Source organism: Agathobaculum hominis (assembly GCF_014288055.1).
Classification (GTDB): domain Bacteria; phylum Bacillota; class Clostridia; order Oscillospirales; family Butyricicoccaceae; genus Agathobaculum; species Agathobaculum hominis.
In genome coordinates this window covers 1-25940 of the sequence record NZ_JACOPK010000002.1, presented here as the reverse complement: position 1 = coordinate 25940, position 25940 = coordinate 1, and the positions used below count along the sequence as shown (strand labels likewise).

The window sequence follows — 25940 nt, the reverse complement described above, 5'->3', positions numbered from 1 at the left end:
AAAACAGGGCTGAGCCGCAGCCCGCCCCGTTTTTTCTGAAATTACTGTGCAGCGCTTACCAGACGCTCGGTGTCCTTCGCAATCATCAGTTCCTCGTTGGTCGGGATGACGAGAACGCGAACGCGAGCCCAGTCGATGGAGATGTCCATCTGCTTGCCGCGGTACTTGTTCTTCTCCGGATCGATCTTGATGCCGAGGTACTCGAGATGCTCGCAGACATCCCAGCGAACCGAACGGTCGTTCTCGCCTACGCCTGCGGTGAAGATGATCGCGTCTACGCCGCCCATTTCAGCAACGTAAGAGCCGATGATCTTCTTAACGGACAGGTTGAACATATCCTTTGCCAGAGCTGCACGAGCGTTGCCGTCAGCAACTGCTGCGTCCAGGTCGCGGAAGTCGGAGGATACGCCGGAGATACCGAGCATGCCGGACTTCTTGTTCAGGATGTTGATGACCTCATGTGCGTCCATGTGCTCGTGCTCAGCCAGGAACTCGATGATGGCCGGGTCGATGTTGCCTGCACGGGTGCCCATCGGCAGACCGTCCAGCGGAGTGAAGCCCATGGAGGTATCGAAGCTCTTGCCGCCGTTGATCGCGCAGATGGAAGAACCATTGCCGAGGTGGCAGGTGATCAGGCGCAGCTCCTCGAGCGGACGGCCGAGCATCTCAGCAGCCTGCTGGGATACGTACTTGTGGCTGGTGCCGTGGAAGCCGTAGCGGCGGATCTTGTACTTCTCGTAGTACTCGTACGGGATAGCGTACATGTAATGAGACTGGGGCATCGTCTGATGGAATGCGGTATCGAATACAGCGACCATCGGAACGTCCGGACCCATAACCTCGCGGCAGGCCTGAATACCGATCAGGTTGGGCGGGTTGTGGAGCGGCGCCAGCGGTACACAGTCCTCGATCGCCTTGAGGACCTTCTCGGTGATGATAACGCTGTCAGAGAAGAACTCGCCGCCGTGTACGACGCGGTGGCCGACAGCGTCGATCTCGCTCATAGAGGAGATAACGCCCTTCTCGGGATCGAGCAGCACGTTGATAACGGACTGGATCGCTTCCTTATGGGTCGGCATTGCGATGTCGAACTTGAACTTCTCGTCCGACTTGTTGCCGGTGTGGGTCAGCACGCCGTCAATACCGATACGCTCGCACAGGCCCTTGGCCATAACCTCGCCGGAGGCGGTGTCGAGCAGCTGGTACTTCAGAGAAGAACTGCCAGCGTTGATAACCAAAACTTTCATTTGCAAAAACTCCCTCATGCCGTATTTGGCGGCTTGCACAAAGCCGCGGAAGCCTATATAATAATGCTATATTCTTATTTTACACGATTTCGGTCAAATGTACAAGACCTTTTTGCGCTTCGCGCTCGCTGTAAAACCCGTTTTACAGCGAATAAGTGTCCGGACTTCGCCGGACACGGACGGAAAATAGTTCCCATGCGGAAACTATTTTCTCTCTCAGGGTCAAAAAACCGTGATACATGCTCCCGGTTTTTTGGAATTTGCAAAGCAAATTCTATTTTATGGCGCACAAATGTGCGCAGTTTTCGCGCTTCCGCGCGAGATGCGCTGAATGTAACTCTTTACGGGAGGTTTTTCGCTTTTATAATGGATACTGCTTTTCCTGTCTGCGGCATTGTCGCGGAATACAATCCGTTTCACAGCGGCCATATGTTTCACATCCGCCGCACGCGTGAAAGTCTCGGCGGAGACGCCGTCATCGTCTGCGTGATGAGCGGAAATTTCGTGCAGCGCGGCGACTTCGCCGTGCTCGACAAGTACGCCCGCGCAGAAACGGCGGTCAGGGGCGGCGCGGACCTCGTGCTCGAGCTGCCGCTCGCGGCGGCGCTCAGCTCCGCCGAAGGCTTTGCGCGCGGCGCGGTCGCGCTGCTGCACGGCATCGGCTGCCGGTATCTGTCCTTCGGCGCGGAAACCGCGGATATTTCGCTGGTTCAGCAGGCCGCCGAGGCGCTGAATGCGCTTCCCCCTGCCGCGGGCAACCGTTCCGGCCTGTCCTACGCCGCATACCGACAGCAGGAGCTTGCGGCGCTGAATCCCGCGGCGGCGGCGCTGCTCACAAGCCCAAACAACACCCTCGGCATCGAATACTGCCGGGCGCTGCGCGATTTTCCGATGCAGCCGCTCGCAGTCGCGCGGCGCGGCGCCGGTCATGACGAGGTTGCTCCTGCGGACGGCTTCGCCTCGGCGAGCCTGCTGCGCGGATACCTGCGCGAGGGCGGCGAGGAGCGGTGCGCCCCCTATCTGCCGGAAAGCTCCATCGAGGTCTGGCGGCGCGAAAAGGCGCGCGGCGCGGCGCCGGTGACGCTGCCGGAGGGCGCCATGCTCACTCTGCTGCGTGCGGCGCTCTTTCGCGGCGCGCTCGCGACCGGCTCGGCAGACGGCTTTGATGAACGCTGCGCAGCCGCGGTCTATTCCGCCGTTTCGTTCTCGGATGCTGTCGAAAAGGCGCAGACGCGCCGGTTTCCGGCCGCCCGGGTGCGGCGGACGCTGCTCCGCGCGGCGCTCGGCATCTCTCCGGACGCCTCGCCCCTGCCCTCGTATGCCCGCGTGCTCGCGTTCAGCGCGCGCGGCAGGACGCTCCTGCGGCGGCAGGACGGCCTCCCTCTGATCGTCAAGCCTGTCACCGAAAAGCAGCTGCCGGATGCGCTTCAGCCGTCTCTGCGGCTCGACGCCTTCGCGGACGACCTGTTCGGCCTTGCCCGCCCCGCGCCGCTCCCCGGCGGCGAACATTACCGCAAAACCCCATTTTACCTCACATAAGAAGAAGGAACCATCATGATCGGACTCGGAACTATCATCAACTGCGGCTCAGTGCTCGCCGGCGCGTCGGCCGGCATGCTGCTCAAAAACGGCCTGTCCAAACGCTTTGAGGACACCATCATGCAGGGCATCGGTCTGTGCACCATGTTCATCGGCATCGGCGGCGCGCTCAGCGGCCTGCTGACGCTCGAAAACGGCCAGCTCGCCACGCAGCACACCATGCTGCTCATCCTCTCCCTCGCGCTCGGCGCGCTCATCGGCGAGGCGCTCAACATCGAAAAGCATCTCGAGGACTTCGGCGTTTTCTGCCAGAACAGGCTGAAAAGCAGCGGCGACAGCCACTTTGTCGAGGGTTTCGTCAGCTTTTCGCTGCTCATCTGCATCGGCGCAATGGCCATTGTCGGCTCGCTTCAGGACGGCCTTTCGGGCGACGCCTCGCTGCTCATCGCGAAAGCCATCATCGACGGCATCGCGGCAGTCGTGTTCGCGGCCTCGCTCGGCAAGGGCGTGTTTCTCTCCGTCCTGCCGCTCGGCGTGTATCAGGGCGGCCTGACGCTGCTCGCGCGCTTCATCCGCCCGTGGATGACCGACGAGCTCATCGCGCAGATGTCGTGCGTCGGCTCGGTGCTGATCTTCGCGGTCAGCCTCAATATGATACGAAAAGACAAGATCAAGGTCGGCAATCTGCTCCCGGCGGTCTTTCTCCCGGCGGTTTTCTATCTCCTCGCCCGTTTTTTCCCCGTGCTCGGCACGCTCTAAGGCAAAACCGCGCCTCGTCAGTACGCAGAATTGACTTGCAAACCGCCCTTGTCCAATTATGCGGTATTGCCTTGTAAACAGTTTTTATCCACAGCCTGTGGAAATTTTCTGTGTATCACCCTCCCCTGTTTCTGAAAGGACACCTGTCATGAAAAAGCTCATCTCCCTGCTGCTCACCGGTCTCATGTGCGCAAACCTCACTGCACCGGCGCTCGCCGCCGAGGACACGGCGGACACCGCCGCGCCCGGCCAGACCGCCATCACCTTCACCGACATGCCGTCAAGCCCGGAATTCGTCGAGTCGATCACCTGGGCGGTCGAAAACGGCATCACCACCGGCATGTACGACGGCCAGTTCTGGCCGGACTACACCTGCAATATCTCGCAGATCCTCACGTTCATCTGGCGCATGAGCGGCTCGCCCGAGCCGGCCGGTGAAAACCCCTTCCGGGATGTGCCGAACGGCAAATGGTACGCCGCCGCCGCAGTCTGGGCGCACGACAAGGGCATCGTCTCCGGCGACACGTTGCACCCGGACGCGCCCTGCACGCGCGCCATGACCGTCACCTATCTCTGGCGGCTCGCCGGTTCGCCGTCTGCGTCCGCGTCGGCATTCCGCGACGTAAAGAGCACGGACGATTATGCTGCCGCCGTCGCGTGGGGCGCGGAGAACGGCATCATCAAGGGCATCACCCCGACGATCTTCGGCCCCTACAACACCTGCACGCGCGCGCATATCGTCACCTTCCTTTACCGTTACAGTGCCTCCATCCTCGCGGAAGTACCGGCTGAAACGTGAAGATCCACGCAAAAAAGCTCCCGTTCCGGAAAAGTGGAACGGGAGCTTTGTTATGCTTTTTTTAATCTACCAGCTTATCCAGCTCGGCAACGTGGTGCGTACCGGTCGCGACCTGATGCTCCGCCTGCTTTGCGTACATATTGACCGCAACCGACGACTTCTTGATCGACTGCATCGTGCCTGCGCCGGCGACACAGCCGCCCGGGCACGCCATGCCCTCGAGCAGATAGCCGTTATACTTGCCGGCCTTCGCCATCATCATCAGCTTGCGGCATTCGCTCAGGCCCTCCGCATTCGCGACCTTGATCTCGCGGTCGGGGTACTTTTCCTTGATGACGTTGACGACCGCCTGCGCAACGCCGCCGGAAACCGCGAAATTACGGCCGTCCGCGGATGCGTCGTTGACACCGTGCGGGTCCTCCTTGAGCGTGTTCACATCAATGTGACGCGCCTCGAAAATGCCCGCCATCTCCTCGAAGGTCAGAACGAAATCTACCTCGCTTCGAACCGTGCGGCGCATTGCCTCGAGCTTTTTCGCCGCGCAGGGGCCGATAAAGGCGACCTTCGCGCCCGGCTGATGGTGCTTGATGAGCCGCGCGGTCAGCGTCATCGGGGTCAGCGCCATCGAGATGCAGTTTGCCTGCTCCGGGAACAGCTTTTTCGCCATCACAGACCAGGCCGGACAGCAGGACGTCGCCATGAACGGCAGCTTTTCGGGGACCTCCTTGACGAAGTCCTCCGCCTCCTGCGCCGCACACAGGTCGGCGCCGATCGCGACCTCGATGATGTCGGCGAAGCCGAGCTGCTTCATCGCAGCGCGCAGCTTGCCCGGCGTAACCTTGGGGCCGAACTGACCGACGAACGCTGGCGCTACGGCAGCGTAAACGCGCTCGCCTGCCTGAATCGCGCGGATCATCTGGAAGATCTGCGACTTGTCCGCGATCGCGCCGAACGGGCAGTTGACCAGACACTGTCCGCAGGAAACGCACTTGTCGTAATCAATATCCGCGCGGCCGTTTGGGTCCGAGTGGATAGCGTCCATGCCGCAGGCCGCGGCGCACGGGCGCTTCTGATGGTTGATGGCCTTGTAGGCGCATACATCGACGCAGCGGCCGCACTTGATGCACTTGTCCTGATCGATGATGGACTTGCGGGTGAACGGGTCGATGGAGACCGCACCCTTCGGGCAGACCTCGACGCACGGACGCGCCATGCAGCCCTGACACACATCGGTCACGCGGACCTGATTTTCCGGGCAGGCGTTGCAGGCGAACTTGATGATGTTGATGAGCGGAGGGGTGTAGTAGGTCTCCTCCTTGGTCGCCGCGTCGATGTTGTCGGACAGCGGCGCATGCTCAGCCGCGTTGCGGCACGGCAGGCCCATCGCCAGACGCAGGCGCTCGCCTACGATCGCGCGTTCGAGAAAAATATCCTGACGGTTCTCTGCGACCTCGCCCGGCATAATGTCATACGGCAGCGCCTCGATGCGGCGGTCGGTCGGCCACTCGGTATGGTACGCCATACGCGCGACCTCGGTAAAAATACGGTGTCGAATGTCTCGAATTCGAGTTTCCACGCCTCTCATGAAATCATATCCTCCTTGTGTGTGTCCCCTGTAATCATTCTTATCCTTTGAAAAGCCGCAGAGTCTCAAAAGAAGCTCTGCGGCGGACTTTTGTCCTTATAGTGCCGTCTTTCGTGCGGACATAACAATCTATTATCAGAATACAGCATCAGAGGGAGGATGTAAAGAGTAATTGTAGATTTTTTAACAATATCTTTCGTACAATTTTCGCTGTTCTTTTTGTATGTTTTGCCCAGAATCTCTTCTGTGCCTATCTGTGCTCCTCCGCGCCGTTCGGGAACTCGCGCAGGATCTCCTGCGCCGGGGCGGCGATCGCGGACGGCACTGCGCCGGGACGGCTGAGAAAATAGCCCTGGAACAGGTCCGCGCCGAGCGCTCGCGAGGTGCGCAGCTCCGCTGCGGTCTCGATGCCCTCCGCAACGATCTGCATGCCGCGCTGATGCGCATAGGATACGATGTTGCGCACGACCTCCTGCTTGTCCGGGTCGCTTTCGATGCCGCGGATGATGGAAATGTCGATCTTGATGAAATCCGGGTCGAGCGTGATGAGGTTGCCCTCATTGCTGTAGCCGCTGCCGTAATCGTCGAGCGCATACAGACCGGACAGCACCGTGGAGCGCCGCTTCATGTTCAGTATTTCGAGGTCGAGATCCTCCTCCTCGGTGATCTCGATGACGACATTGCGTCCGATGCCGCTCACGCGGCGGCGCATTTCCTCGACGTCTGCGCCGATCAGGCAGACGCTCGCGATCGAATTGACGAACAGCCATGCGTTTTCCGCGAGCAGGCCGCTCTGCTGCCGCAGGCGGAAGAGCTCGGGCGCGGTGAACATGGTGAGCTTTTCGATGTCATACAGCCGTCCGGTCTCCTGCGCGAGCTTCATGACCGTGCCGGGCGAGCGGAGATTGGGCATTTCGGGGCGCATGAGCGCCTCATAGGCCGCCGCCTCGCCGTTCCGGTCGAAGATCGGCTGAAAATGATAGGTCACGCGGCTCTCCGCGAGCATCTGCTCGAATTCCTGCGCGATCTGGGTCTCATAGGAGGCCTCGTTGTATACGCCGATGTCGAATTCTTGCATGCCGCCCTTGTGCGAGCGCTTGACCTGATACATCGCGAAATCGGCGTATTTCTTGAGCGAGGCCATATCGTTCCCGTCATCGGGGTACCACGCCACGCCGCCCGAGATGCTGACGGCGAACGAATCGCCGTTCGGCAGGACGATGGACGCGCAGCGCAGACGGCTCTGCAGGCTGTTGAGGTCGCGTCTGAGCTGTTCACGGCTGTCGTAGCCGTAGAACAGCACCATGAACTCATCGCCCGACAGACGGCTGCATACCGAGTGCCCGGTCATCGCGTCGTGCAGCGTGCGGCCGGTCTCGCGGATATAGCGGTCGCCGGTGTCGTGGCCGTAGACGTCGTTCAGCGCCTTGAGGTTATCGAGGTCGAGCATCATGAGCGCCGCATGGCCCAGACGGGACGGTGCGCGGAACAGGCTCTCGCAGGTGCGGTTGAACGCCTTGCGGTTGTAAAGGCCGGTCAGCATATCGTAGTCGCGCTCGTGTTCGATGCGCAGCCGCTCCTCGGTCATGGCCGTCACGTCCTCGAGCAGACCGACCTGCGTCTGATTTTCAAAGGCGATGCGCAGCCGGATGTAGCGCACGCTGCCGTCCTTCTGCGGGATACGGAACACGCAGCCGCCGTCCGGCAGGCCGAAATTCTCGTTTTCCGTGATGATCCTTTCGATCAGCTTTTCAAAATCGTGCGGCGACAGCTCGCCCTCCGGCTCTCTGCGGCCGAGCATGGAAAAAAAGTTGTCCGTCGTATAGACCGGCGCACCCTCCCGCAGCTCGTAGCCGGCCAGCTCGACACTCGCCATGTCGATGATGCGCTGAAAGCGGGTCGAGGTGTTGATGATGCTGCGGCTGAGGTCGGTGAAGGCGGCCGCAAAGCGGTCCAACTCCGCGATGCCGGTGCGCGACAGGCGCGGAAGGTTTCCCGGGGCGAGCTTCGCGGACGCGGCGACCTCGTCCGACAGGCGCGTGATCGGCCCGGCCAGTCTGCGGCTGGAAAACAGGCAGCCGAGCAGGCCGACGAGCACGGTCAGCAGTATGGTGACGACCAGCCGCTCCTGCACGCTGCGCGAAAACGCGAACAGCCGGGTCGTCGAGACCGTTCCGACCAGCATCCAGTGGCTCCCCTCGGAGAACGGCGCATTGCGGCTGTACAGCGAGAGCGGCACCACGGAAGCATAGCAGCGCCAGCCGCCAAAGCGTGTCCAGCCGCCGCTCTCGCTCTGCATATCGACCGTAAAGACGTCCGGCAGGCTGCTGCCGCTGTCTGCGGCGGAGTTCACCACGCTGTGCAGCGTCATGCTGCTGTCCTGCGTGGTGTCCGGGGAACGGGCGAGAAGGTAGGTGCCGAAGCCGTCGTTCTGAAGCTCGGAATACGGCAGAAGGCTCTGCACGTAGCGCGTGAGCAGCTCGACGCCGATCACGCCGTAGACCGTCCCGTCCGGATAGATGAGCGGCTGCGTATAGGAGATGACCGGGCGGCTGTCGCCGGCGAGCGTGTAGCTCTCGGTCGACCATCGGCCGTAGTCTGCGGCGTTCTGAATGCCGCCGTCCTCGCGCGCGCGGTCATACGGCAGGCGGAAAAAGTCGTCCTGCGCGCCGCCTGTGACCGGAATGCCCGGCTCCCAGTTTTCGCTCGTCGAAATGCTCATTCTGTGCATGACCGCCGCCGGCGCGTGCTCGAGCAGCAGGTCGTCGTTCGTGGCGGAGGCCGGCGCGGACGGGTCGAGGTCGCGCAGGTAAAGACAGGGCAGCGAGCCGCCCGCCGTGCGGCTGAGCTCGCCCGTATGCAGCACGATATACACACCCGTCACGTTCTTTTCGCGCAGAATGCGCACCATCTGGTCGCTGACCGCGTCGAACAGCGGCGCGCTTCCCTCGTTCGACGAGGTGAGCGAAGCCACGGTTTCGCCCTCCTGAACAAGCTGCGCCGCCGCACGGTTTACCGCGCTGTCCAGACCGGAAAGATCCTGCGCCTCGATCAGCTGGCCGGAGATATAGGCGGCGCGGTTGACGACCTGCTTGTCCAGGATCTGCTCCGCATTGCTGTTCAGGCGCGAGGTGAAGCCGCTCAGCGTGAACGACAGCAGAAGCATGGCGATCTCGACCGCGAGCACGGCGACAAGCGCGAGAAAGACCGTGCTGAATACCGATCTCTCGCGGTCTTTTTCCGTCTCGTTTTCTCTTTTTATGTGCATGATATTCAAGGCCGTGCATTCCTTTCGCCGCCGTCCGTTCAGCCCTCGCAGCTCCTGAGCTTCTCCAGCGTCTCGTTGTACCAGTTCTCAAAGCACCCGTCGGTCAGAAATTCCGCTTCCGCGTCCGCAGCGCTCTGTCCCGCCGCGAGGCGCTCCTCGACCGTCCTGCGGTCGGCCGATGCACGGTCGCTCATGCAGGATTCCAGTATGCTGCGCGCATCCTTTGCGCCGGTGAACGCCGGCATGGTATACAGCTCGCAGCTGTTCACCGTGTCGATCGCGGTCGAGAGGATCTCCTTCATGCTGCCGCTCAGCGGCAGTCCGCTCTGCTCGATGGCGTCCATATCGCACGCCGCGTGCGTGACCGGCATATAGCCCGAGCCGACCGAAAAGCTGATATTGTTTTCCGGCTCGGTGATCCATTTGAGGAACTCGACCGAAGCCTCGATCTGCTCGTCGGTGCCGCGTGTCACGACCATGCCTGCGCCCTGCTGCACCGCCACCGGCTCGCAGCCCTCGAACGTCGGGCAGGGCAGCGCACGCATCGTGATGCCGTAGCTCTGGCCGTCGTCCCGGATGACCTGCGTCGGCAGGAAGGTCGCGCTCGCGTTCGAGCCGACATATGCAAGCAGGCCGCCGCTCTTGATCTCGTCGCTGCGGAAACGGCCGGACGCAGAGAAATACCCCTTGATAAAGGGCACATAGTAGTTGTCCCACAGTCTGCGCACGGCATCCCTGTCGAAATTCAGCGTCATCCTGCCGTTCTTTGCGCGGAAGATCGGGGCGCCCAGCTCCTTCGCGCCTGCGAGGATATAGTTCGCCATCGCATCGCGGCCGAACAGCGCCCTGCCGTCGTCCGGCGCGTCGGTCTGCGCATCCGTCCAGTCATAATACTTTTCCGCCGTCCGCACAACGCCCTCGACGGTCGAAAGGTCGCTGTAATCCGCGCCCGCTGCCTGCGCGAACTTCTGCCAGTCGGTATCGTTGAGGAACATCAGCTCGGTGCATTTTGCGGTCGGGAAGATCTTGATGCTGCCGTCCCCGTCGAAGTCGCCCTCTTCCAGATAGGCTTCGATATACTTTTCGCGCTCCTTCTCATCGAGATAAGGCGCGAGATCCACGACCAGCCCCATCCGGTCGATGGCATACGCCGTGTCTGCATAAGCGGAGAAAATATTCGGCATCGCCTCCGCGCCGACCTTGCCCTCCGCCGCATTCATCACATTGGTCTCGAGATCGTTCACGCTTCCCTGACCGGATGCGATGACCTCGATATTGCGTTCCCTGCCGACCGTGTCGTTGAACTCCTCGACGAGCCGGTTGAACGTCTCCAGCTGGTCGCCGTTATAGTACGTCCAGACGGTCAGCTCGACCGGAGACGCAAAGGATGCCGTTCCCTGCGTACCGCAGGCCGAGATGCCGAGCAGCAGCGCGCCCGCGAGCAGCGCCGCCGAAAATCTGGATCTTATGTTCATGTTCTTTCATCTTCTCTCCGAAATTACAATCCTCAGTCTGGCGAAAAAACGAAGTTTTTCGACAGGCTCAACATTGCCCTATTGTATCATATTCTGCGGCAGATGAAAAGCAGATGCGCCTGGCGAAAAAACGTTTTCGGCAGGCCGCGCTCTGACTGCACACAGCGCAAATGGTCCGGAAGCAGAAAAACCGGGGAATATCCCCGGTTTTCTCAGTTTCACACAGTTTTTCTCCTGAAAGACGCTTTACCGGCCGACTGCCGCCTGCAGTACGGCGGACGCTACCGTACCGGCAACGCGCGCGCCGCCGCCGCCGTTCTCGACCAGAACGATAAAGGCATACGGCGTGTCCTCGTCGCGCAGAAAGCCCGTGAACCATGCGTTCGGGGTCTTGTCCGCGCCGACCTCGGCGGTGCCCGACTTCGCGCAGATGTCCATGCCCGGGAAGCGGTCCTGACCGTAGGTCTCGATGACGTTGTTGTGCATGAGGTCCGCGATCGTGCCGGCGGTCTTTTCGTCGATCAGCTGCGCCGAGTTTTTCGTGCGGTAGATGCCGGTCGGCAGACCGTAGTCGGTCGTGGATTTCTCGATCAGGCGCGGCACGGCCGCCTTGCCGCCGTTCGCGATCGCGCCCATATACTGGAGCATGCTGATCGGGCACATGGTGTCCTGTCCCTGACCGACGCCTGCCCACGCGAGCTGGTTTTCGCTCACGTCGAAGTCAAAATGTCCCGAAGCGGTCTGGATGCCGTCCACGCGCAGCGACTCGGTCAGTCCTGCCGCATCGGCATATTTTTTCATGGCCGCCGAGCCGAGCTCAACGGCAAGCTGACCGAACACGCCGTTGCAGGAATTTGCGAGCGCGGACTCGATGTCCTGTTCGCCGTGCGCATACGGGCAGGTCACGGTGTCGCCGCCGATCTCGACCGAGCCGGTGCAGTTCCACTTTCTCTGGAACAGGTCGGGGATGTTCTCGATCGCGGCGTTCAGCGTCACGACCTTGAAGATCGAGCCCGGAATGGAGTTCGCGGACAGCAGGCGGTTGACGTAAACGCCGTCCCACGCCGGGTCATCTGCCGCGATATTCGGCGGATCGTCCGGGTCGAACGTCGGCGCCGAGACCATGCAGAGGATCTCGCCGGTCTTGTAGTTGTAAACGCCGACCGTGCCGTTCTGACCGCCGAGCGCCTCATAGGCCACGCGGTTGAGCTCGGAGTCGATGGTCAGATACACGCTGTTGCCCGTGCCGAGCGGCGAATACGCGCCCGTGAGCAGATTGTAGCCGGACAGCTTGTCCGCGAACGCAGTCAGCGCGCCCGCGCCGATGTTGCCGGCCGGGTCGCCGACGGCATGCAGCGTCGCACGGCGGATCGTGCCGTCCTCATTATAGACGCGCTCGCCGTCCTCGGAGAGCGTCGAGAGCACAACGCCCCGGCTGTCGATGATCGTGCCGCCCTTGAGCACGCCCTGATTGTTGTACAGATGGCGGTTGTAGGGGTAGGAGGCCCAGTCGTCGCCGTCCGCGACGAAGCGGAAGCAGAAAAACGCAAGGCCGATGCCGAGCAGCGCGGCCAGAATGAGGCAGAATACGCTTCTTTTTTCGATTTTACGCATGGCTTAGTCCTCCCCTCTCAGCTCTCGGCGGCTTGGCAGGCGCACCGCGAACGAAGCGTTCTGACGGGTGTCCGTCGCCTTGAGGAAGGCGAGCATGCCCCATGCCGACAGCATGGACGAGCCGCCGTTGGACACGAACGGCAGGGTGACGCCGGTGAACGGCAGAATGTCGACCGCGCCGAACACGTTCAGACAGGTCTGGAACACGAGCAGGCTGGTCGCGGCGCACGCCGCGATGGTGTAAAAGCTCGAACGTCCTGCGCGGCAGGCGCGCACCGCGAACACCGCGAGCGTGATGATGCACAGCACGGTAAGCACCGCGATGACCAGACCCCACTCCTCGCACAGCATGCCGAAAACGATGTCGGTATCCGCCGCCGGCAGGCCAGAGAGCCAGCCCTTGCCCGCGCCGACGCCGATGAGGCCGCCCGAGGCCGCCGCCGTCAGCGTATGGGTCTGTTGGAAGCCCTTGTCATAAACGTCCTCCCAGATATGACCCCACGACGCGAAGCGCGCCGCAACGTGCGGCTTGATGGTCAGCATGACCATGCCGCCGCCGAAGCAGCCGGCGCACACCAGACCGAGCGTCGCGAAATCGCCCGAGCGCAGGTACGCGATGACGAGAAAGGTCACGAAGAACACGAGCGCGGTGCCGAAGTCGTTCTGAAGCGCCAGACAGCCGCCGCACACGCCGGTAAGACCGATGAACATCCACAGGTTGCGTTTGTTGAACAGACGGTCGAGCGTCGCCGCACCGGCGAAAATGTAGCAGATCTTGGCGACCTCCGAGGTCTGGAGCGACAGAGAGCCGAAGCGCAGCCATGCCTTCGCGCCGCCCTCGCTCGAGCCGATGAGCAGCGTGATGGCGAGCAGGCCGACCGCCGTCGCGCCCATGAACCAGCGCACCTTCTGCGCGCGCGTCAGGTCGCGCAGGAAAAAGCCGAGAATGAGGAACATCGTCATGCCCATCAAAATCGCGATGAGCTGCTTGGGCAGCTCGTCCGGAACGGTCGAGCCCGTCACCGCGAGCGACAGCGTACACAGGAAGAACGCGATGGTCTCCATCTCGAAGCCGATGCGGCGGAACAGGCGCATGAAGATGAAATAGCCCCAGCAGACGCAGGTGAACACGAAGAAGGTCAGCGGAATGGTGACGTTCGCCTCGCCGCCGCCTGCAACCACGAGCTGCACGGCTGTGAGCACCTGAAACAGCGTCAGCAGCACCAGACTGCCCCACATGCCGGCCGGGCGGCCCTCCTCGCGGCGCTCCGCCATCTGCCAGCGCTTTTCCTCTGCCGAGATCGGCACCATCGTGGTCGGAATGCCGCCGAACGAGACCGTATCGCCGTCCTCGACGATCGCGTATTCGTCTACCGGCAGGTCGTTGACCTTGATGCCGCCCTTGGAATTCAGGTCGTACACCGTCCAGCTGCCGTCGTTTTCACGGATGAGCGCGGCGTGCTGGCGCGAGACCGACGGATATTCGAGCTGCACATCGCAGGCCGCAGCGCGGCCGATGATGTTTTCCCAGTGCGTGAGCGGCAGGCGCACGCCGTTGCCGAGCGTGAGATAACCCCAGACCTCGTCCGGATGCTTGACCTTCCACAGTGAGCGGATCGCACCCACCAGGATCATCAGCGCGAGCAGCGGGAACACGAAGCGGACGACCGTCGTGTACCACGCGCCCACGAGCGGATTTTCCGCAAGAAAACCCGACAGCACGTCAAGCGCGTGCTGCAGCGCATCTTTCATAACATTTCCTCCTCCCAGAACGGAGCATACAGTTAGCCATTTTACTTTGCCATTATACCACAGCGGCACTAAAAATGCCAACACATGACATCCATTTTTGCCGCCGCTGATGGTATAATGATTAAAAATAACCGGTACAATAACCGTTTTGCGGTTATTGTACCACAGCGGCACTGAAAACGCCAACACATGACATCCATTTTTGCTGCCGCTGATGGTATAATGATTAAATAACCGGTATAATAGCCGTCCAGCGGCTATTATACCATAAGTGTCAAGCAGAAGAAAAATCCATAAGGGTTTCGCGGCAGCTCAAAGGATAATCTTCTTTTTCCCCGGGCAAACTTCCCCAAAAGGGGGAATAGACTTGCTAAAACTCATTTCTGCGAGTAAAATATATGACAGCAGCGGTGTCACCGCACTGCGCCGCATCGATCTCCATGTCGCGCGCGGCGACTACGTTTCGGTCACCGGCGCATCCGGCTCGGGAAAATCCACCCTCATGCACATTCTTGGCCTGCTCGACACGCTGTCCGCAGGCTCCTACCTGCTCTGCGGCACGGATGTTTCCCATCTTTCGCCCGCCGCGCTCGCCGCCCGGCGCGCCTCCGAGATCGGCTTTGTTTTTCAGCAGTTTCAGCTGCTCCCCGGCCTGACCGCGCTCGAAAATACCGCGCTGCCGCTCGCCATCGGCGGCATTCCGCGCTCTGTGCGCCTTGCGCGCGCCCGGGCGGCGCTGCTCTCGGTCGGTCTCGGTGACCGCATGGAGCATCTGCCGAACGCGCTTTCCGGCGGTCAGCAGCAGCGCGTCGCCATCGCGCGCGCCATCATCACGCGCCCCTGCGTGCTGCTCGCGGACGAGCCGACCGCGGGCCTCGACCCGGTCTCCGCCGCCGATGTGCTCGCGCTGTTCGACAGCCTGCACGAGTGCGGCCACACCATCGTCCTCATCACGCACGACCCGGCGGCCGCCCGGCGCGCCACGCGCCGTCTCCGTCTGGAAAACGGCGTACTCTTTAACATACAATAAATATCCCTGCAAAAAGGAGAAAATCCCATGAACAGACGCGATAAGACCAACTATTATCTCGATATGGCGCAGGTCGCGCTCGAGCGCGGCACCTGTCTGCGCCGCAACTTCGGCGCGGTCATCGTCAAGAACGATGTCATCGTTTCCACCGGCTACACCGGCGCACCGCGCGGCCGTGCCAACTGCATCGACATCGGCACCTGCGTCCGCCAGAAAATGGGCATTCCGCGCGGCGAGCGCTATGAGTTCTGCCGCTCGGTCCATGCCGAGGCGAACGCCATCATCGCTGCGCCGCGTGAGCAGATGCTCGGCGCGACCCTTTACCTTGTCGGCCGCGATATGTCCACCGGCGAGATCATGCGCGATGCGAATTCCTGCACGATGTGCAAGCGCATGATCATCAACGCCGGCATTTCTCAGGTCATCATCCGCCGCGACAACGATACATACGACACGATCGACGTCGCGGACTGGGTCGCGCACGACGATGTGCTCGATGGCCAGACCGGCTATTAACCGTGACGCCCGTACAGACAGATAAGGAGGCGTTTTTATGACCGAAACCACACAGCTTTCCGGTAAAATCAAGCATAAATGCAGCAAAACCATGCTTTTGACGCCGCAGGAGCTTTTTGAACTCGACCGCTGTATCGAGTCCCTGCGCGCGTCCGGCAGCTTCACCGAGGACGAAAAACGTGCCGTCACGGAGAACGATTTTTCCCGCTGGGAGACGCTTTCCTGCGGCCTGCGCACATGGATCGCGGAAAAGCATTACGCGGAATTTCTCGCCGTACCGACCGTCCCCGTGGACGAAGCCTACCTCGAGAGCAGCGTTTTCGAGCTGTCGCTCGAAAAATGGGCGCTCGACCCGGCGTTCCGTCTTGCGCTCAGCGCACGCATCCTCGCAGACCGCCGCCGCAGTCCGAACACGGTCGGCGTTTACGAGCGCTGCGAGCAGAAGATGAACGCTTATCTGATGGAGCGCGCGCTCACCCCGAGTGCGGCAAACGATACGCAGCTTGCGCTTGCTGAGGCGCTGTTCCTTGCACAGCTCGGCGGCGTCGAGATCGTTCAGACCGCAAGGGGTCAGACCGGCTCGTATTTTCTCGGCGCGGAGGCGACCGTCACCGAGCCGTTCGCGCACGGCGGCCGCGTGGCCTTCCTGCTGCCTGCGGACACGGATTTCCGGGCGCTCCGCCCCTGCCCTGCCGTGCAGCATTTCGCGCTCCGCAAGGCGGACGGCACCGTGTTGCGCCGCCGCGCACGCGAGAGCGAGCATCCCGCCCGGCAGTACAGTGCCGATCTGGCGGATAAACACATCTATCTGCGCCCGTACAAGGGCGGCAAAGGCCGCTATGCCGCGCTGACGCTCGGCATCCAGAGCGACGCTCCGGGCGGCGTTTCCCCTCTCGGCCACGCGCACAGCGACTGGGCGCATTCCGAGCGCCAGAGCGGCTTTCTTTCCTGCCGCGAGACCGGCGTCGGCCAGCGCATCGGCGGCCGCATCATCGACCTCACGCCACTCTCCTGCGCGCAGCTGACCGCGCTCATGCAGGCATTTGCGCACGGATACCGCGCCCTTCAGGCGCAGCCGGAGGTGCCGGATGCCCTGCTCCGCGTGGGCAGCCTGCTCACCGGCGCACCACTCACGCGCGAGGAAATGCTCGCGCTCTGGTCGCATCTCGATGCAGATGACGCGGAAGCGCTCGGTGCAGCCTTTGACGCCTGCCGCAGCCGCAGTCTGGAGGCGCCCATCAAGCCGCCTCAGCTCAAGACCGGCGACGGCTGCACATTCGCGCCGCTCACGCCTGTTCATATCGAGCTCAGGCAGAACGAGGTGAACTGGTACAACCGTGTATTCGGCTGGCTGCCGTTCGTGGACAGCGCGGACGACATCCGCCGCGAAAACCGCCGCCTCCAGAACGAATACCGCGCCGCACAGCGCGCGTCCGACCTGTCGTTCGGCGGCAATCCCTTCGAAGACGAGATCGAGTACAGCGACGCGGTGCTCAAGCCGCGCTACCGTCTGCACCGCTGCGGCCTGCCGAAGGAACGGCTCGCCATCCCGGCACAGCCCGCCGCGCCCGGCAGAGAGCGGCCGCTCGACCGCAAGGGCATCCTGTCCCTGCTGCTCGACGACCGCCGCGAGCATACCCCGGAGCAGGAGCTTTTCCTTACCTATGTCAAGGGGCTGTCCGGCGTGCAGCGCATCGTGGACGGATATCTCGGCAAGAGTCAGAGTGCGCTCGTCAAAAACCTGCGCAGCAACCCGGACTCGTTTGCCCGGACTATCATGCAGACCATTTACAGCGATGCCCGCCGCAACGGCATCGACCACCTGCCGAGCCTCGCGCGCGAGCTGATCGAACCCGAGCTGCGCCGCCATGAGGCCGCGCGCCCCAAGCCCTCGCCCGAGCCGAAGAGCGAGGAATAAAAAAGCGGTAGACTTTATTATTGTGCTGCCGCACGGCAGCGCGCTTTCAAAAGCGTTTGCACAGCAAACGCAAAAAAAACGGGGACATGTGCCTCGTTTTTTTTCACTTTAAGAGGTAGAAAGTTTCCGCATGGGAACTTTCGGACGACTCGTGTTCTGCGCAGTCAGAATACAGGTCGTCGGCGAAACGAAGTTTCGCAGACAAGTCAAATCCCCTCCTGCGATGCGCTCGCAGGAGGGGATTTCAGCTTTATATGGTGCTTTTACTTCATGATGTCCTTGTCGTGCGCAGCCTTTGCGACCAGACCGGACAGCGCGAGGAGCGCGATCAGGTTCGGGAATACCATCAGGCCGTTGAACAGGTCGGACAGGTTCCAGACCAGATCAACGTGCAGCGCGGAGCCGATGACGATGCAGACAACAACGATCGCGGCGTAAGCCTTGACCGCCTTGTGGCCGAACAGCGCCTTTACATTCTGCTCACCGAAGAAATACCAGCCGATAATGGTGGAAAACGCGAAGAACAGCATGCAGATCGCAACAAATGCGCCGCCGAGCGTGCCGAGGGAGGCAGAGAAGGCAGCCTGTGCGAGCTCGGTGCCCTGCAGGCCGTCCGGAGCGCCCGGATTGAGCATGCCGGAGGTCAGGATGACCATCGCGGTCAGCGTCAGTACAACGAAGGTGTCGATGAATACGGAAACGATGGCGATCTCGCCCTGATCCTGCGGACGCTTTACCTTGGCCAGCGCGTGTGCGTGCGGCGTGGAGCCCATGCCGGCCTCGTTGGAGAACAGGCCGCGTGCAACGCCGTAGCGCATCGCCTCGCGTACCGTGATGCCGGCTGCGCCGCCGAGGATCGACTGCGGATCAAACGCCGCAACAAAGATGGACTTGAACGCCGGGATGATCGCCGCATGGTTGAAGCACAGGATGACCAGGCAGCCTGCCATGTAGAACAGCGCCATGATCGGGACGACCTTCTCGGTAACGGAAGCGATACGGCCGACGCCGCCAAGGAAGATGAACGCCGCGATGATCGCGCAGACGACGCCGACAATGATCTGCGGTGCGCCGAACGCGGTCTTGAAGGCAACGCTGATCGAGTTTGCCTGTACCATGTTGCCGGTGAAGCCGAGGGCGAAAATGATAGCGACCGAGAAGAAGCCGGCAAGGAACTTGCCGAAGCCGCCCTGGAAGCGTGCACGGATGTAGTAGATCGGGCCGCCGGTAACGTGGCCCTTGTCGTCGGTGGTCTTGTACTTCTGCGCGAGCACGGCCTCACCGTAGATGGTGGACATGCCGAAGAACGCAGACAGCCACATCCAGAAGATCGCGCCCGGGCCGCCGGAATACAGCGCGGTAGCCGCGCCCGCGATATTGCCGGTGCCGACCTGCGCCGCGATCGCGGTGGTCAGCGCCTGAAACGGGCTCATGCCGTCCTTGCCGGCCTTTTCACCGTTGAGCGAGAAGTGACCGAACAGATGCTTCCAGCCTGCGCCGAACTTGCGGACCTGAATGAAGCGTGTGCGGATGGTAAACACGATGCCGGTACCTACGAGGAGATACAGCAGCAGGCCGTTCCAGACGACGTTGCTGATCCTGCTTACCCAGTCTGCCAATACTTCCATTGTCATTTTTTACATTCCCCTTTTTTGTCTGCGGCAAACAAAAAACCGAAACCCATGGGTAAAATGGATTTCGGCTCAAAAGAACGACAGCAGAACAAGATTTCACGCGCTGATGGAACGCTGACCTCCTGTGCATTTTATCGATCCATACTCTGTCCTTTTGCCTGAGAGATTGGGCGCGGCTACTCTTACCCCCGCGCGCGTTGCACCTTCGGCAGTCCCCTTACATCCGGGACGTTCTCCAGAGCCACATCCGCTGACAGTCCTCATCCGGGTACACCGGACACCTGAGAGTTTCGCTCCTTCGGCAAGTCTTGTGGACTTTTTCCTGCCAGCTTCGTTTGTCGCTTTATGGTTTTATGGGATTAAGTTTAACATTTCTCTGCATGAATGTCAAGTTTTCCTTCCCGTCGGATTGCACAAATTAACTTCACATGAAAAAAAGTAAACCGTCGGAGAACGATTTCTCCGACGGTTTTTCCAAGGTAGTACCGCATAATTGAACAAGAGCGATTTGCGAGTAAATTTTGCGTACTGACGAGGCGCGGTGTTGCCCTAATATCAGTCTTAGTAAACGTACTCGAATTCGAGCTCGCCGATGATGACCGGCGCATTTTCCTCGATGCCCATTTCCTCGAGCTTCGCATAGATGCCTGCGGTCTGGAGCATGCGGTCCATATACTGACGGGACTCGTAGTCGTCGAGGTTGACCGAGCCCATGACCTTGTCCACCCATGCGCCGGTAACGACGTAGGCGTCGCCGTCGCGCTCGATGGTCCAGTCGTTCTCGGTGACGGGAGCCGCCTCGGTCTCGACGAACTCCGGCTCGTACACGAATACCGGCGGCAGCTGCTGCAGCTCGTGCCAGGTGAGGTTCATCAGCTCCCGGACGCCCTGATTGGTCGCCGCGGACAGCTCCGCGAACAGGAAGCCGTGCTCCTCGGCATACTTTCTCAGCTTTTCGACCGGCTCGCGGTCCTCGCCCAGCAGGTCGGTCTTGTTCGCCACGATGATCTGCGGACGCGCCGCGAGAAACTCGCTGTAACCGGCCAGTTCGGCATTGATCTTCTCGATGTCGTCGAGCGGATCGCGACCCTCGCTGCCCGCCGCATCGACCAGATGCAGCAGCAGACGGCAGCGGTCGATATGGCGCAGGAAGTCATGACCGAGGCCGGCGCCCTCGCTCGCGCCCTCGATGATGCCCGGGATGTCCGCCATGACGAAGTTCTGCTCCTCGCCCACGGAGACCACGCCCAGATTGGGCACGAGGGTCGTGAAGTGGTAATTCGCGATCTTCGGACGGGCTGCCGATGCCATGCTCAGCAGCGTGGACTTGCCGACGTTCGGGAAGCCGACCAGACCGACGTCCGCGAGCAGCTTGAGCTCGAGCACGATGTCACGCTCGACGCCCGGCAGACCCGGCTTCGCAAAGCGCGGCGCCTGACGGGTCGGGGTCGCGAAATGCGTGTTGCCCCAGCCGCCGTTGCCGCCCTTTGCCGCGACATACGGCTCGTTATCCGACATATCCTTCATGACCTGTCCGGTTTTCTGGTCGCGGATGATCGTGCCGCGCGGCACGCGGATGACGAGGTCCGCGCCGTCCTTGCCCTTGCAGCGCTTGCCGCCGCCCGGCTCGCCGGGCGCCGCGACATACTTTTTCTTGTAGCGGAAGTCCAGGAGCGTCGACAGATTGTCATCCACCTTGAAGATGACCGAGCCGCCGCGGCCGCCGTCGCCGCCGTCCGGTCCGCCCGCCGCGACATACTTTTCGCGGTGGAAGCCGACCTTGCCGTCGCCGCCCTTGCCGGAAACGATCTTGATCTTTGCAATATCAATAAACACAGTGTTGTCCTCCTTTCAAGTGGCAGTATGCAACAGTATTATGATCATTAAAACAAAATCCCAGACGCCTGTCTGGGATTTGTGTCTTGTTCGGTTTACTGCGGGTAAACGGAAACCTGCTTGCGGTCCTTACCCAGGCGCTCGAAGCGAACAACGCCCTCAACCTTTGCGAACAGGGTGTCGTCCGAACCACGGCCAACGTTTACGCCCGGATGGATCTTCGTGCCGCGCTGGCGAACGAGGATGTTGCCTGCCGGTACGGTCTGACCGTCTGCGCGCTTAACGCCCAGTCGCTTGGACTCGGAGTCACGGCCGTTCTTGGTAGAACCTGCGCCCTTTTTATGCGCGAAAAACTGTAAGCTAATCTTCAGCATCTGTGTGCACCTCCATTACGTTTAAGAAATCGGAATAATTTTGTTCCAGCTCGGAAAAATGCAGCTTTAGTGCCTGAAGTGCGTCCTGACCACGCTCCACCGTGTCTTTCGGCAGGGTAAAGCGGATGTGTGCGCCCTCGTCCTCGATGAGCGTGTCAACGGGGATGTGCTGTACGTCGTACAGCAGAGCATGCGTCAGCATCACCGCACTGGAGATCGCCGCACAAACGATGTCCTCCCCTTCCTCCGCATAGCCTGCGTGGCCGAGGATGTCCACCGAGAGGATCCTGTCCCCTTGCAGCGAAAAAGTGACCTTCGTCACGGCCTTACGCCTTGATGGACGCGATGGTTACCTTGGTGTACGGCTGACGATGGCCCTGACGACGGCGGTAACCCTTCTTGGGCTTCATCTTGAAGATGTTGATCTTCTTGCCCTTGCCGGTCTTCTCGACCGTGCCGGTTACGGCTGCGCCAGAAACGTAAGGAGCGCCGACGGTGAGCTTGTCGCCCTCGCCTACTGCCAGAACCTCGTCAAAAGTAACGGTTGCACCGTCCTCCACGCCGAGCTTCTCGACGTAGATCACGTCGCCCTCAGATACCTTGTACTGCTTGCCGCCAGTTTTCAGAATGGCATACATTATGATTTTCCCTCTCTTTCGTTGTAGAGTCACGCTTGGCACGGCGGAGCGTCGGAAAGACGCACACTTAACAAAAGCCTATGCACAATGCGGCTTGTAATAGCATAACACAAGCCCCTTCTTCTGTCAAGCGGTTTCCCGAAAATCCAAACGTAAAAGAGCGTACGATTTCCGCATTCTTTTCTGTGCATTTTTACCGCAGCGCGATATATTTGAACGTATACATCGGGTTATTGCCGTTGTAGAGCGAGGACGAGCTCAGCACGTTGAAGCCGTTCTCCGCGATCTCGACAGTCTTTGCGGGCGATGCCGCCGTCGCAAGGCCGCCGTAGATCAGATTCGCCTGCGAAAACGCGCCGTCCGTGCGGCAGATGAGCACGGCGCGCGGCGTAAAGCCGAGCGAGATGAACTGACTGGTCTCGCCGTCGCCCTCGTAGGTGCCGAACACAAAAAGCTGATCCACGCGCGCATTCGTCTCGGCGTCCGCGGCGTTCATCGCCTCCACCGTGCTCTGCATGCTGTCCGTGAACGAGCCGGACAGCGCGCTCAGCGACGCCTGCACCGCGCTCTGCTCAGCCTTGCCGGCGATCTCCTGCTGAAGCTCCTGCGCGAGCATTTCGCGCGTCACCGTGCCGCCGTAGGCGCCGATCACGAGCGACTCCATGCGCTCCTCGAGCGTTTTTCCGTCCGCGCAGACCCGGTTGAGCGCCTGCCGCAGCTGCTCGGGCGCGCTGTCGAACCACGCCTTGAGCGCGTCGGGCGCGAGCGTCGGCTGATCGGGCAGGTCGGCTATGCGCTTTTCAAAACGGCTGATCTGATGATCGAACATAACGTTACCTCCTGTTTTGTGTGAGGACGCCCCGTCGGCAGATACCGGAGCGTCCTCATTGTCTCAAGGGCAATACCGCATAATTGAACAAGAGCGATTTGCGAGTAAATTCTGCGTACTGACAAGGCGCGGTTTTGCGGTAATACTTGACGTATTACCGTGAAATCGCAACGAATGCAGGGTACAGAATTTCCGCAAAGCGCCGTAGCTTTCATTGTGCGGTGTTGCCCAAGACTTCATCCCCATGAAGCAAGCCTTAGAATAGGAATTTTTCTGCGTTTTGTCAAGCGTTTCGGGTGGTCAATCTTTTGACCAGCAGCAAAACCCTGCCGAGGATCCGCGTTTTTCGCGTTTCGGCAGGGTTTTTCGAATTTTTCAGTTGTCCTTTTCCTGCTTTGCCGCATCAATATCCTGTAAAAGCTGCGCGCGCGTGTCGTCGAACAGCAGCTTTTTGTTGTGCGCAAAGTAGGCGTCGCAGCCGAAATTCTGGATGAACCACGACGTGAACCAGTTCGCGGTCAGCTCGGTGGCGAACAGCACGAGCTCCTGCGAATCCGGAATGGCCGCATCGAGAAAGGCGAAGGCGTTCGTCAGCCCCTCGTCTGCGCGGTCGGCCGCCTGTGCGCGCGCCTCGACCTCGCCGCCGAACAGCGTCTTGAGCCGGTCGAACGCCTGACCGCGCGGCGTTTTTTCGAGCGCGAGCGTCTGCTGCCAGGTATCCAACAGCTCCGCCTCGCGCGCTGCGACGAACAGCGCGTCCCGGTCGGTCGAGCCGCTGCGGCGGCGCATCAGCTCCTCGCGTTTCTCGTCGAGCAGCGTGCCGAGCGTCTTTTCCCCTTCGCGGACGCACAGCAGGTCGCCGTGCAGCGCGTCGGTCAGCGCATCCTGCCGGTAAGCCGCGCGCGCCGTGTCCGCAAGACGCGAGAGCAGCAGGCCGAGCACGCCGAGCTTTTCGTCAAACGGCGCGTCGCGCAGCTCGGAGGCGCGCACCTTCTCCCATGTGCCCGAAACGATCTCGTCGACGCGGTAGACCTGACGGTACTTTTCGTAAAGCTGCAAATAGTTCGCGAAATCCGACGCGATCTGCGGCAGCTGGAGATACTGCTCGACGACCTGCCGGTCGACCGGGAGACCGAGCGTTTCATAGGTCTGCATCAGCTCGGACAGATCCTCCCAGCCGCGTGCGGTGACAAACTGCAAACCGTCCGCCGTCGCCTCGACGCGGTAGAAATTGTCGCGCCGGATCTCCAGATAGGACAGGATCGCGCCGTGAATGCCGCGTTTTCCGGCGTATTCCTTCCAGACGCCGAAGTCCTCCTCGATGTCGATCTTTTTCACGCGGTCGAGCGTCACAACGTCAAATTCGCGCACGGATTTATTGTACTCGGGCGGATTTCCGGCCGCCACGACCATCCATCCTGCCGGGAGCTGCTGATTGCCGAACGTTTTGCACTGCAAAAACTGGAGCATCATCGGCGTCAGCGTCTCCGAGATGCAGTTGATCTCGTCGAGGAACAGGATGCCCTCGGAAACGCCCGTGCGCTCGATCTCGCGGTAGACCGATGCGATGATCTCGCTCATCGTGTAGCTCGTCACCGTGCGCTCCTCGCCGCCGAGCCGCACCTTTTCGATAAACGGCAGTCCGAGCGCGGACTGGCGCGTGTGGTGGGTCAGCGTATAGGAAACCAGTCCCACGCCGGTCTCCTCCGCGATCTGCTGCATGATCTGGGTCTTGCCGATGCCCGGAGGGCCGATGAGCAGCACCGGCCGCTGCCGGATGGGCGGAATGCGCCACGCGCCGAACTCGTCCTTCGCCAGATAGGCGCGCAGCGCGTTCTTGATCTCCTGTTTTGCTCGTTTGATATTCATGAAAAGCACCTCGGCTTTGTTTCTGTCTATTCCCTACTATACCACGCCTCCCCCGGCCGCACAAGTGCCGCCTTGCCGTTGTCCGGCGCACGTGCTATAATTTACACGAGAAAAAGGCAAAGGAGCGGTAGCCATGCGCTGCATCGACGGCGAAAACGAACTTATCCTCACCTGCGAGACGCAGGCGGAGGGGGTGTGCATCCTGCGGTGCGAGACACGCGACCCGGTCGTGCTGCTGCCCGACGAGATCGACGGCGCGCCCGTCACCGCGCTCGGCAGGTATGTCCTGAGCGGCCGCGCCCCCGACCTCTCCGGCCGGGACACGTTTTCCGTGCGCGTGACCTGCGGCGGCCCGCTCCCCGTGCACGAAGCGGACAGCATCCGCGCAGTGACGCTGCCGAAGCACGCCAGAACCGTCGGCAGTTATGCGTTCTACAACTGCCGCTCGCTCGAGGAGCTGACCATGACGGACAGTGTTTCCGCGTTTGACGGCGGCTCGCTGATGAACTGCCTCAGTCTGCACCGCATCCGCCTGCTCGCGCCGCCCGGCGGCGCGACCTGCCTGCCGAAGATACTCGGCGAGACCGCGAGTGAGCTGGATGTGCGCTTTCTGCACGGCGACACGTGCACGCCGCTGCTGTTCCCGGCCTACACCGAAGAGCTCGAGGATCTCAGCCCGGCGCACATCTTTCAGCGCCGTATCCACGGCGCCGGGTACAGCTACCGCCAGTGCTTTGACGGCGCGGCGCTGAACTTCCGGCAGTACGACCGGGCGCTTTCCGAGCTTGCCGAGCGGCATGATTTCGCTATCGCCGCCCGGGTCGCGGTGCGGCGGCTCGCCGCGCCCTTTGCTCTGTCGGACAGCGCACGCGCGGACTATCTCGCCGTTCTGCGCGAGCACGGCGGCCCGCTCGCCTGTGCGCTCGCAAAACAGGGCGACAGCGTTTCGCTCCATGTGCTGCTGTCGCTTTCCGTGCTGTCGGATGCCGGCATAGACGCCGCCTGCACCGCCGCGCGCGAGGCCGGGCAGACCGCTGCGCTCTCCGTGCTGCTCGCCGCCGCCGGCCCGTCAAAGCCGCGCGGACGCGCAAAAACATTCGATCTGTAAGTCCAATGGTACGAAGTCAAGTAGATGATGCAAAAAAATTTGAAGAAAAACAGTGCAACTACACCGTACCGGCCGTAAAAAGGCAACACCTACCCAAGCCCTGCCTCTTCCAATTTTGAAACAGGGCCTGTTCATCAGAGCGGCAGGCGG

The 25940-nt window shown here is 61.3% G+C and carries 20 protein-coding genes and 1 riboswitch; of the genes, 7 read left to right on the top strand and 13 right to left on the bottom strand.

Annotation, left to right across the window (positions count from 1 at the left end):
• Nucleotides 1–41 precede the first annotated feature (41 nt).
• Nucleotides 42–1247: an acetate/propionate family kinase gene (locus H8S02_RS01910; RefSeq protein ID WP_186969014.1), complete on the bottom strand. Its 1206-nt coding sequence runs from the start codon at nt 1245–1247 to the stop codon at nt 42–44.
• 366 nt (nt 1248–1613) lie between these two features.
• Between H8S02_RS01910 and H8S02_RS01905 the strand changes: the two genes are divergently transcribed.
• From H8S02_RS01905 to H8S02_RS01895, 3 genes are all read left to right on the top strand, one after another.
• Entirely contained in the window at nt 1614–2786 is a 1173-nt protein-coding gene (locus H8S02_RS01905) for a tRNA(Met) cytidine acetate ligase (RefSeq protein ID WP_186969012.1), read from the top strand.
• Nucleotides 2787–2801: 15 nt separating this feature from the next.
• Nucleotides 2802–3545: a DUF554 domain-containing protein gene (locus H8S02_RS01900; RefSeq protein ID WP_186969010.1), complete on the top strand. Its 744-nt coding sequence runs from the start codon at nt 2802–2804 to the stop codon at nt 3543–3545.
• Nucleotides 3546–3693: 148 nt separating this feature from the next.
• Entirely contained in the window at nt 3694–4344 is a 651-nt protein-coding gene (locus H8S02_RS01895; RefSeq protein WP_186969008.1) for an S-layer homology domain-containing protein, read from the top strand.
• Nucleotides 4345–4405: 61 nt separating this feature from the next.
• Here H8S02_RS01895 and H8S02_RS01890 read toward each other — a convergent pair whose 3' ends face one another.
• The 5 genes from H8S02_RS01890 to H8S02_RS01870 all read right to left on the bottom strand — a co-directional run bounded on the left by H8S02_RS01890 (nt 4406) and on the right by H8S02_RS01870 (nt 14038).
• Complete coding sequence (locus tag H8S02_RS01890; protein WP_186969006.1) at nt 4406–5929, bottom strand: 4Fe-4S dicluster domain-containing protein; 1524 nt, start codon at nt 5927–5929, stop codon at nt 4406–4408.
• A 250-nt stretch (nt 5930–6179) separates the two neighbouring features.
• Nucleotides 6180–9197, bottom strand: a complete 3018-nt coding sequence (locus tag H8S02_RS01885) for an EAL domain-containing protein (protein WP_186969004.1) — start codon at nt 9195–9197, stop codon at nt 6180–6182.
• Nucleotides 9198–9235: 38 nt separating this feature from the next.
• Nucleotides 9236–10672, bottom strand: a complete 1437-nt coding sequence (locus H8S02_RS01880) for an extracellular solute-binding protein (RefSeq protein ID WP_186969002.1) — start codon at nt 10670–10672, stop codon at nt 9236–9238.
• Nucleotides 10673–10918: 246 nt separating this feature from the next.
• On the bottom strand, nt 10919–12286 hold the full coding sequence (locus tag H8S02_RS01875) for a penicillin-binding transpeptidase domain-containing protein (protein WP_186969000.1): 1368 nt from the start codon (nt 12284–12286) through the stop codon (nt 10919–10921).
• A gap of 3 nt (nt 12287–12289) precedes the next feature.
• Nucleotides 12290–14038: an FtsW/RodA/SpoVE family cell cycle protein gene (locus tag H8S02_RS01870; protein ID WP_186968998.1), complete on the bottom strand. Its 1749-nt coding sequence runs from the start codon at nt 14036–14038 to the stop codon at nt 12290–12292.
• A 367-nt stretch (nt 14039–14405) separates the two neighbouring features.
• On the opposite strand from H8S02_RS01870, the gene H8S02_RS01865 reads away from it, so the two are divergent.
• The 3 genes from H8S02_RS01865 to H8S02_RS01855 are packed head-to-tail and all read left to right on the top strand — an operon-like array spanning nt 14406 to nt 17502.
• Nucleotides 14406–15068 (top strand): ABC transporter ATP-binding protein, encoded by a 663-nt coding sequence (locus H8S02_RS01865; RefSeq protein ID WP_186968996.1) that lies wholly within the window; start codon nt 14406–14408, stop codon nt 15066–15068.
• Nucleotides 15069–15095: 27 nt separating this feature from the next.
• Nucleotides 15096–15584, top strand: coding sequence for a deoxycytidylate deaminase (locus H8S02_RS01860; RefSeq protein ID WP_118684395.1), 489 nt, complete (start codon nt 15096–15098; stop codon nt 15582–15584).
• 37 nt (nt 15585–15621) lie between these two features.
• Nucleotides 15622–17502 (top strand): hypothetical protein, encoded by a 1881-nt coding sequence (locus H8S02_RS01855; protein WP_186968994.1) that lies wholly within the window; start codon nt 15622–15624, stop codon nt 17500–17502.
• A 263-nt stretch (nt 17503–17765) separates the two neighbouring features.
• Here H8S02_RS01855 and H8S02_RS01850 read toward each other — a convergent pair whose 3' ends face one another.
• The 7 genes from H8S02_RS01850 to H8S02_RS01820 form a co-directional block, all read right to left on the bottom strand.
• The gene (locus H8S02_RS01850; RefSeq protein WP_186968992.1) at nt 17766–19130 is read right to left on the bottom strand and encodes an alanine/glycine:cation symporter family protein; all 1365 of its coding nucleotides are present in this window, start codon (nt 19128–19130) and stop codon (nt 17766–17768) included.
• A 142-nt stretch (nt 19131–19272) separates the two neighbouring features.
• Nucleotides 19273–19385: riboswitch (glycine riboswitch) on the bottom strand.
• A gap of 312 nt (nt 19386–19697) precedes the next feature.
• Complete coding sequence (gene obgE / locus H8S02_RS01845; RefSeq protein ID WP_118684399.1) at nt 19698–20972, bottom strand: GTPase ObgE; 1275 nt, start codon at nt 20970–20972, stop codon at nt 19698–19700.
• Between the two features lie 95 nt (nt 20973–21067).
• Nucleotides 21068–21346 carry a 50S ribosomal protein L27 gene (gene rpmA / locus H8S02_RS01840; RefSeq protein ID WP_118684401.1) on the bottom strand — a complete coding sequence of 93 codons (279 nt, stop codon included), beginning with the start codon at nt 21344–21346 and terminating at the stop codon, nt 21068–21070.
• On the bottom strand, nt 21333–21668 hold the full coding sequence (locus H8S02_RS01835; RefSeq protein ID WP_186968990.1) for a ribosomal-processing cysteine protease Prp: 336 nt from the start codon (nt 21666–21668) through the stop codon (nt 21333–21335). Before H8S02_RS01835 ends, rpmA begins: the two co-directional genes overlap by 14 nt.
• 4 nt (nt 21669–21672) lie before the next feature.
• On the bottom strand, nt 21673–21984 hold the full coding sequence (rplU, locus tag H8S02_RS01830) for a 50S ribosomal protein L21 (RefSeq protein ID WP_118684405.1): 312 nt from the start codon (nt 21982–21984) through the stop codon (nt 21673–21675).
• 193 nt (nt 21985–22177) lie between these two features.
• Nucleotides 22178–22813 (bottom strand): hypothetical protein, encoded by a 636-nt coding sequence (locus H8S02_RS01825; protein ID WP_186968988.1) that lies wholly within the window; start codon nt 22811–22813, stop codon nt 22178–22180.
• A gap of 375 nt (nt 22814–23188) precedes the next feature.
• On the bottom strand, nt 23189–24682 hold the full coding sequence (locus H8S02_RS01820) for an AAA family ATPase (protein ID WP_186968986.1): 1494 nt from the start codon (nt 24680–24682) through the stop codon (nt 23189–23191).
• 133 nt (nt 24683–24815) lie between these two features.
• On the opposite strand from H8S02_RS01820, the gene H8S02_RS01815 reads away from it, so the two are divergent.
• Nucleotides 24816–25790, top strand: coding sequence for a leucine-rich repeat protein (locus tag H8S02_RS01815; protein ID WP_186968985.1), 975 nt, complete (start codon nt 24816–24818; stop codon nt 25788–25790).
• Nucleotides 25791–25940 lie beyond the last annotated feature (150 nt).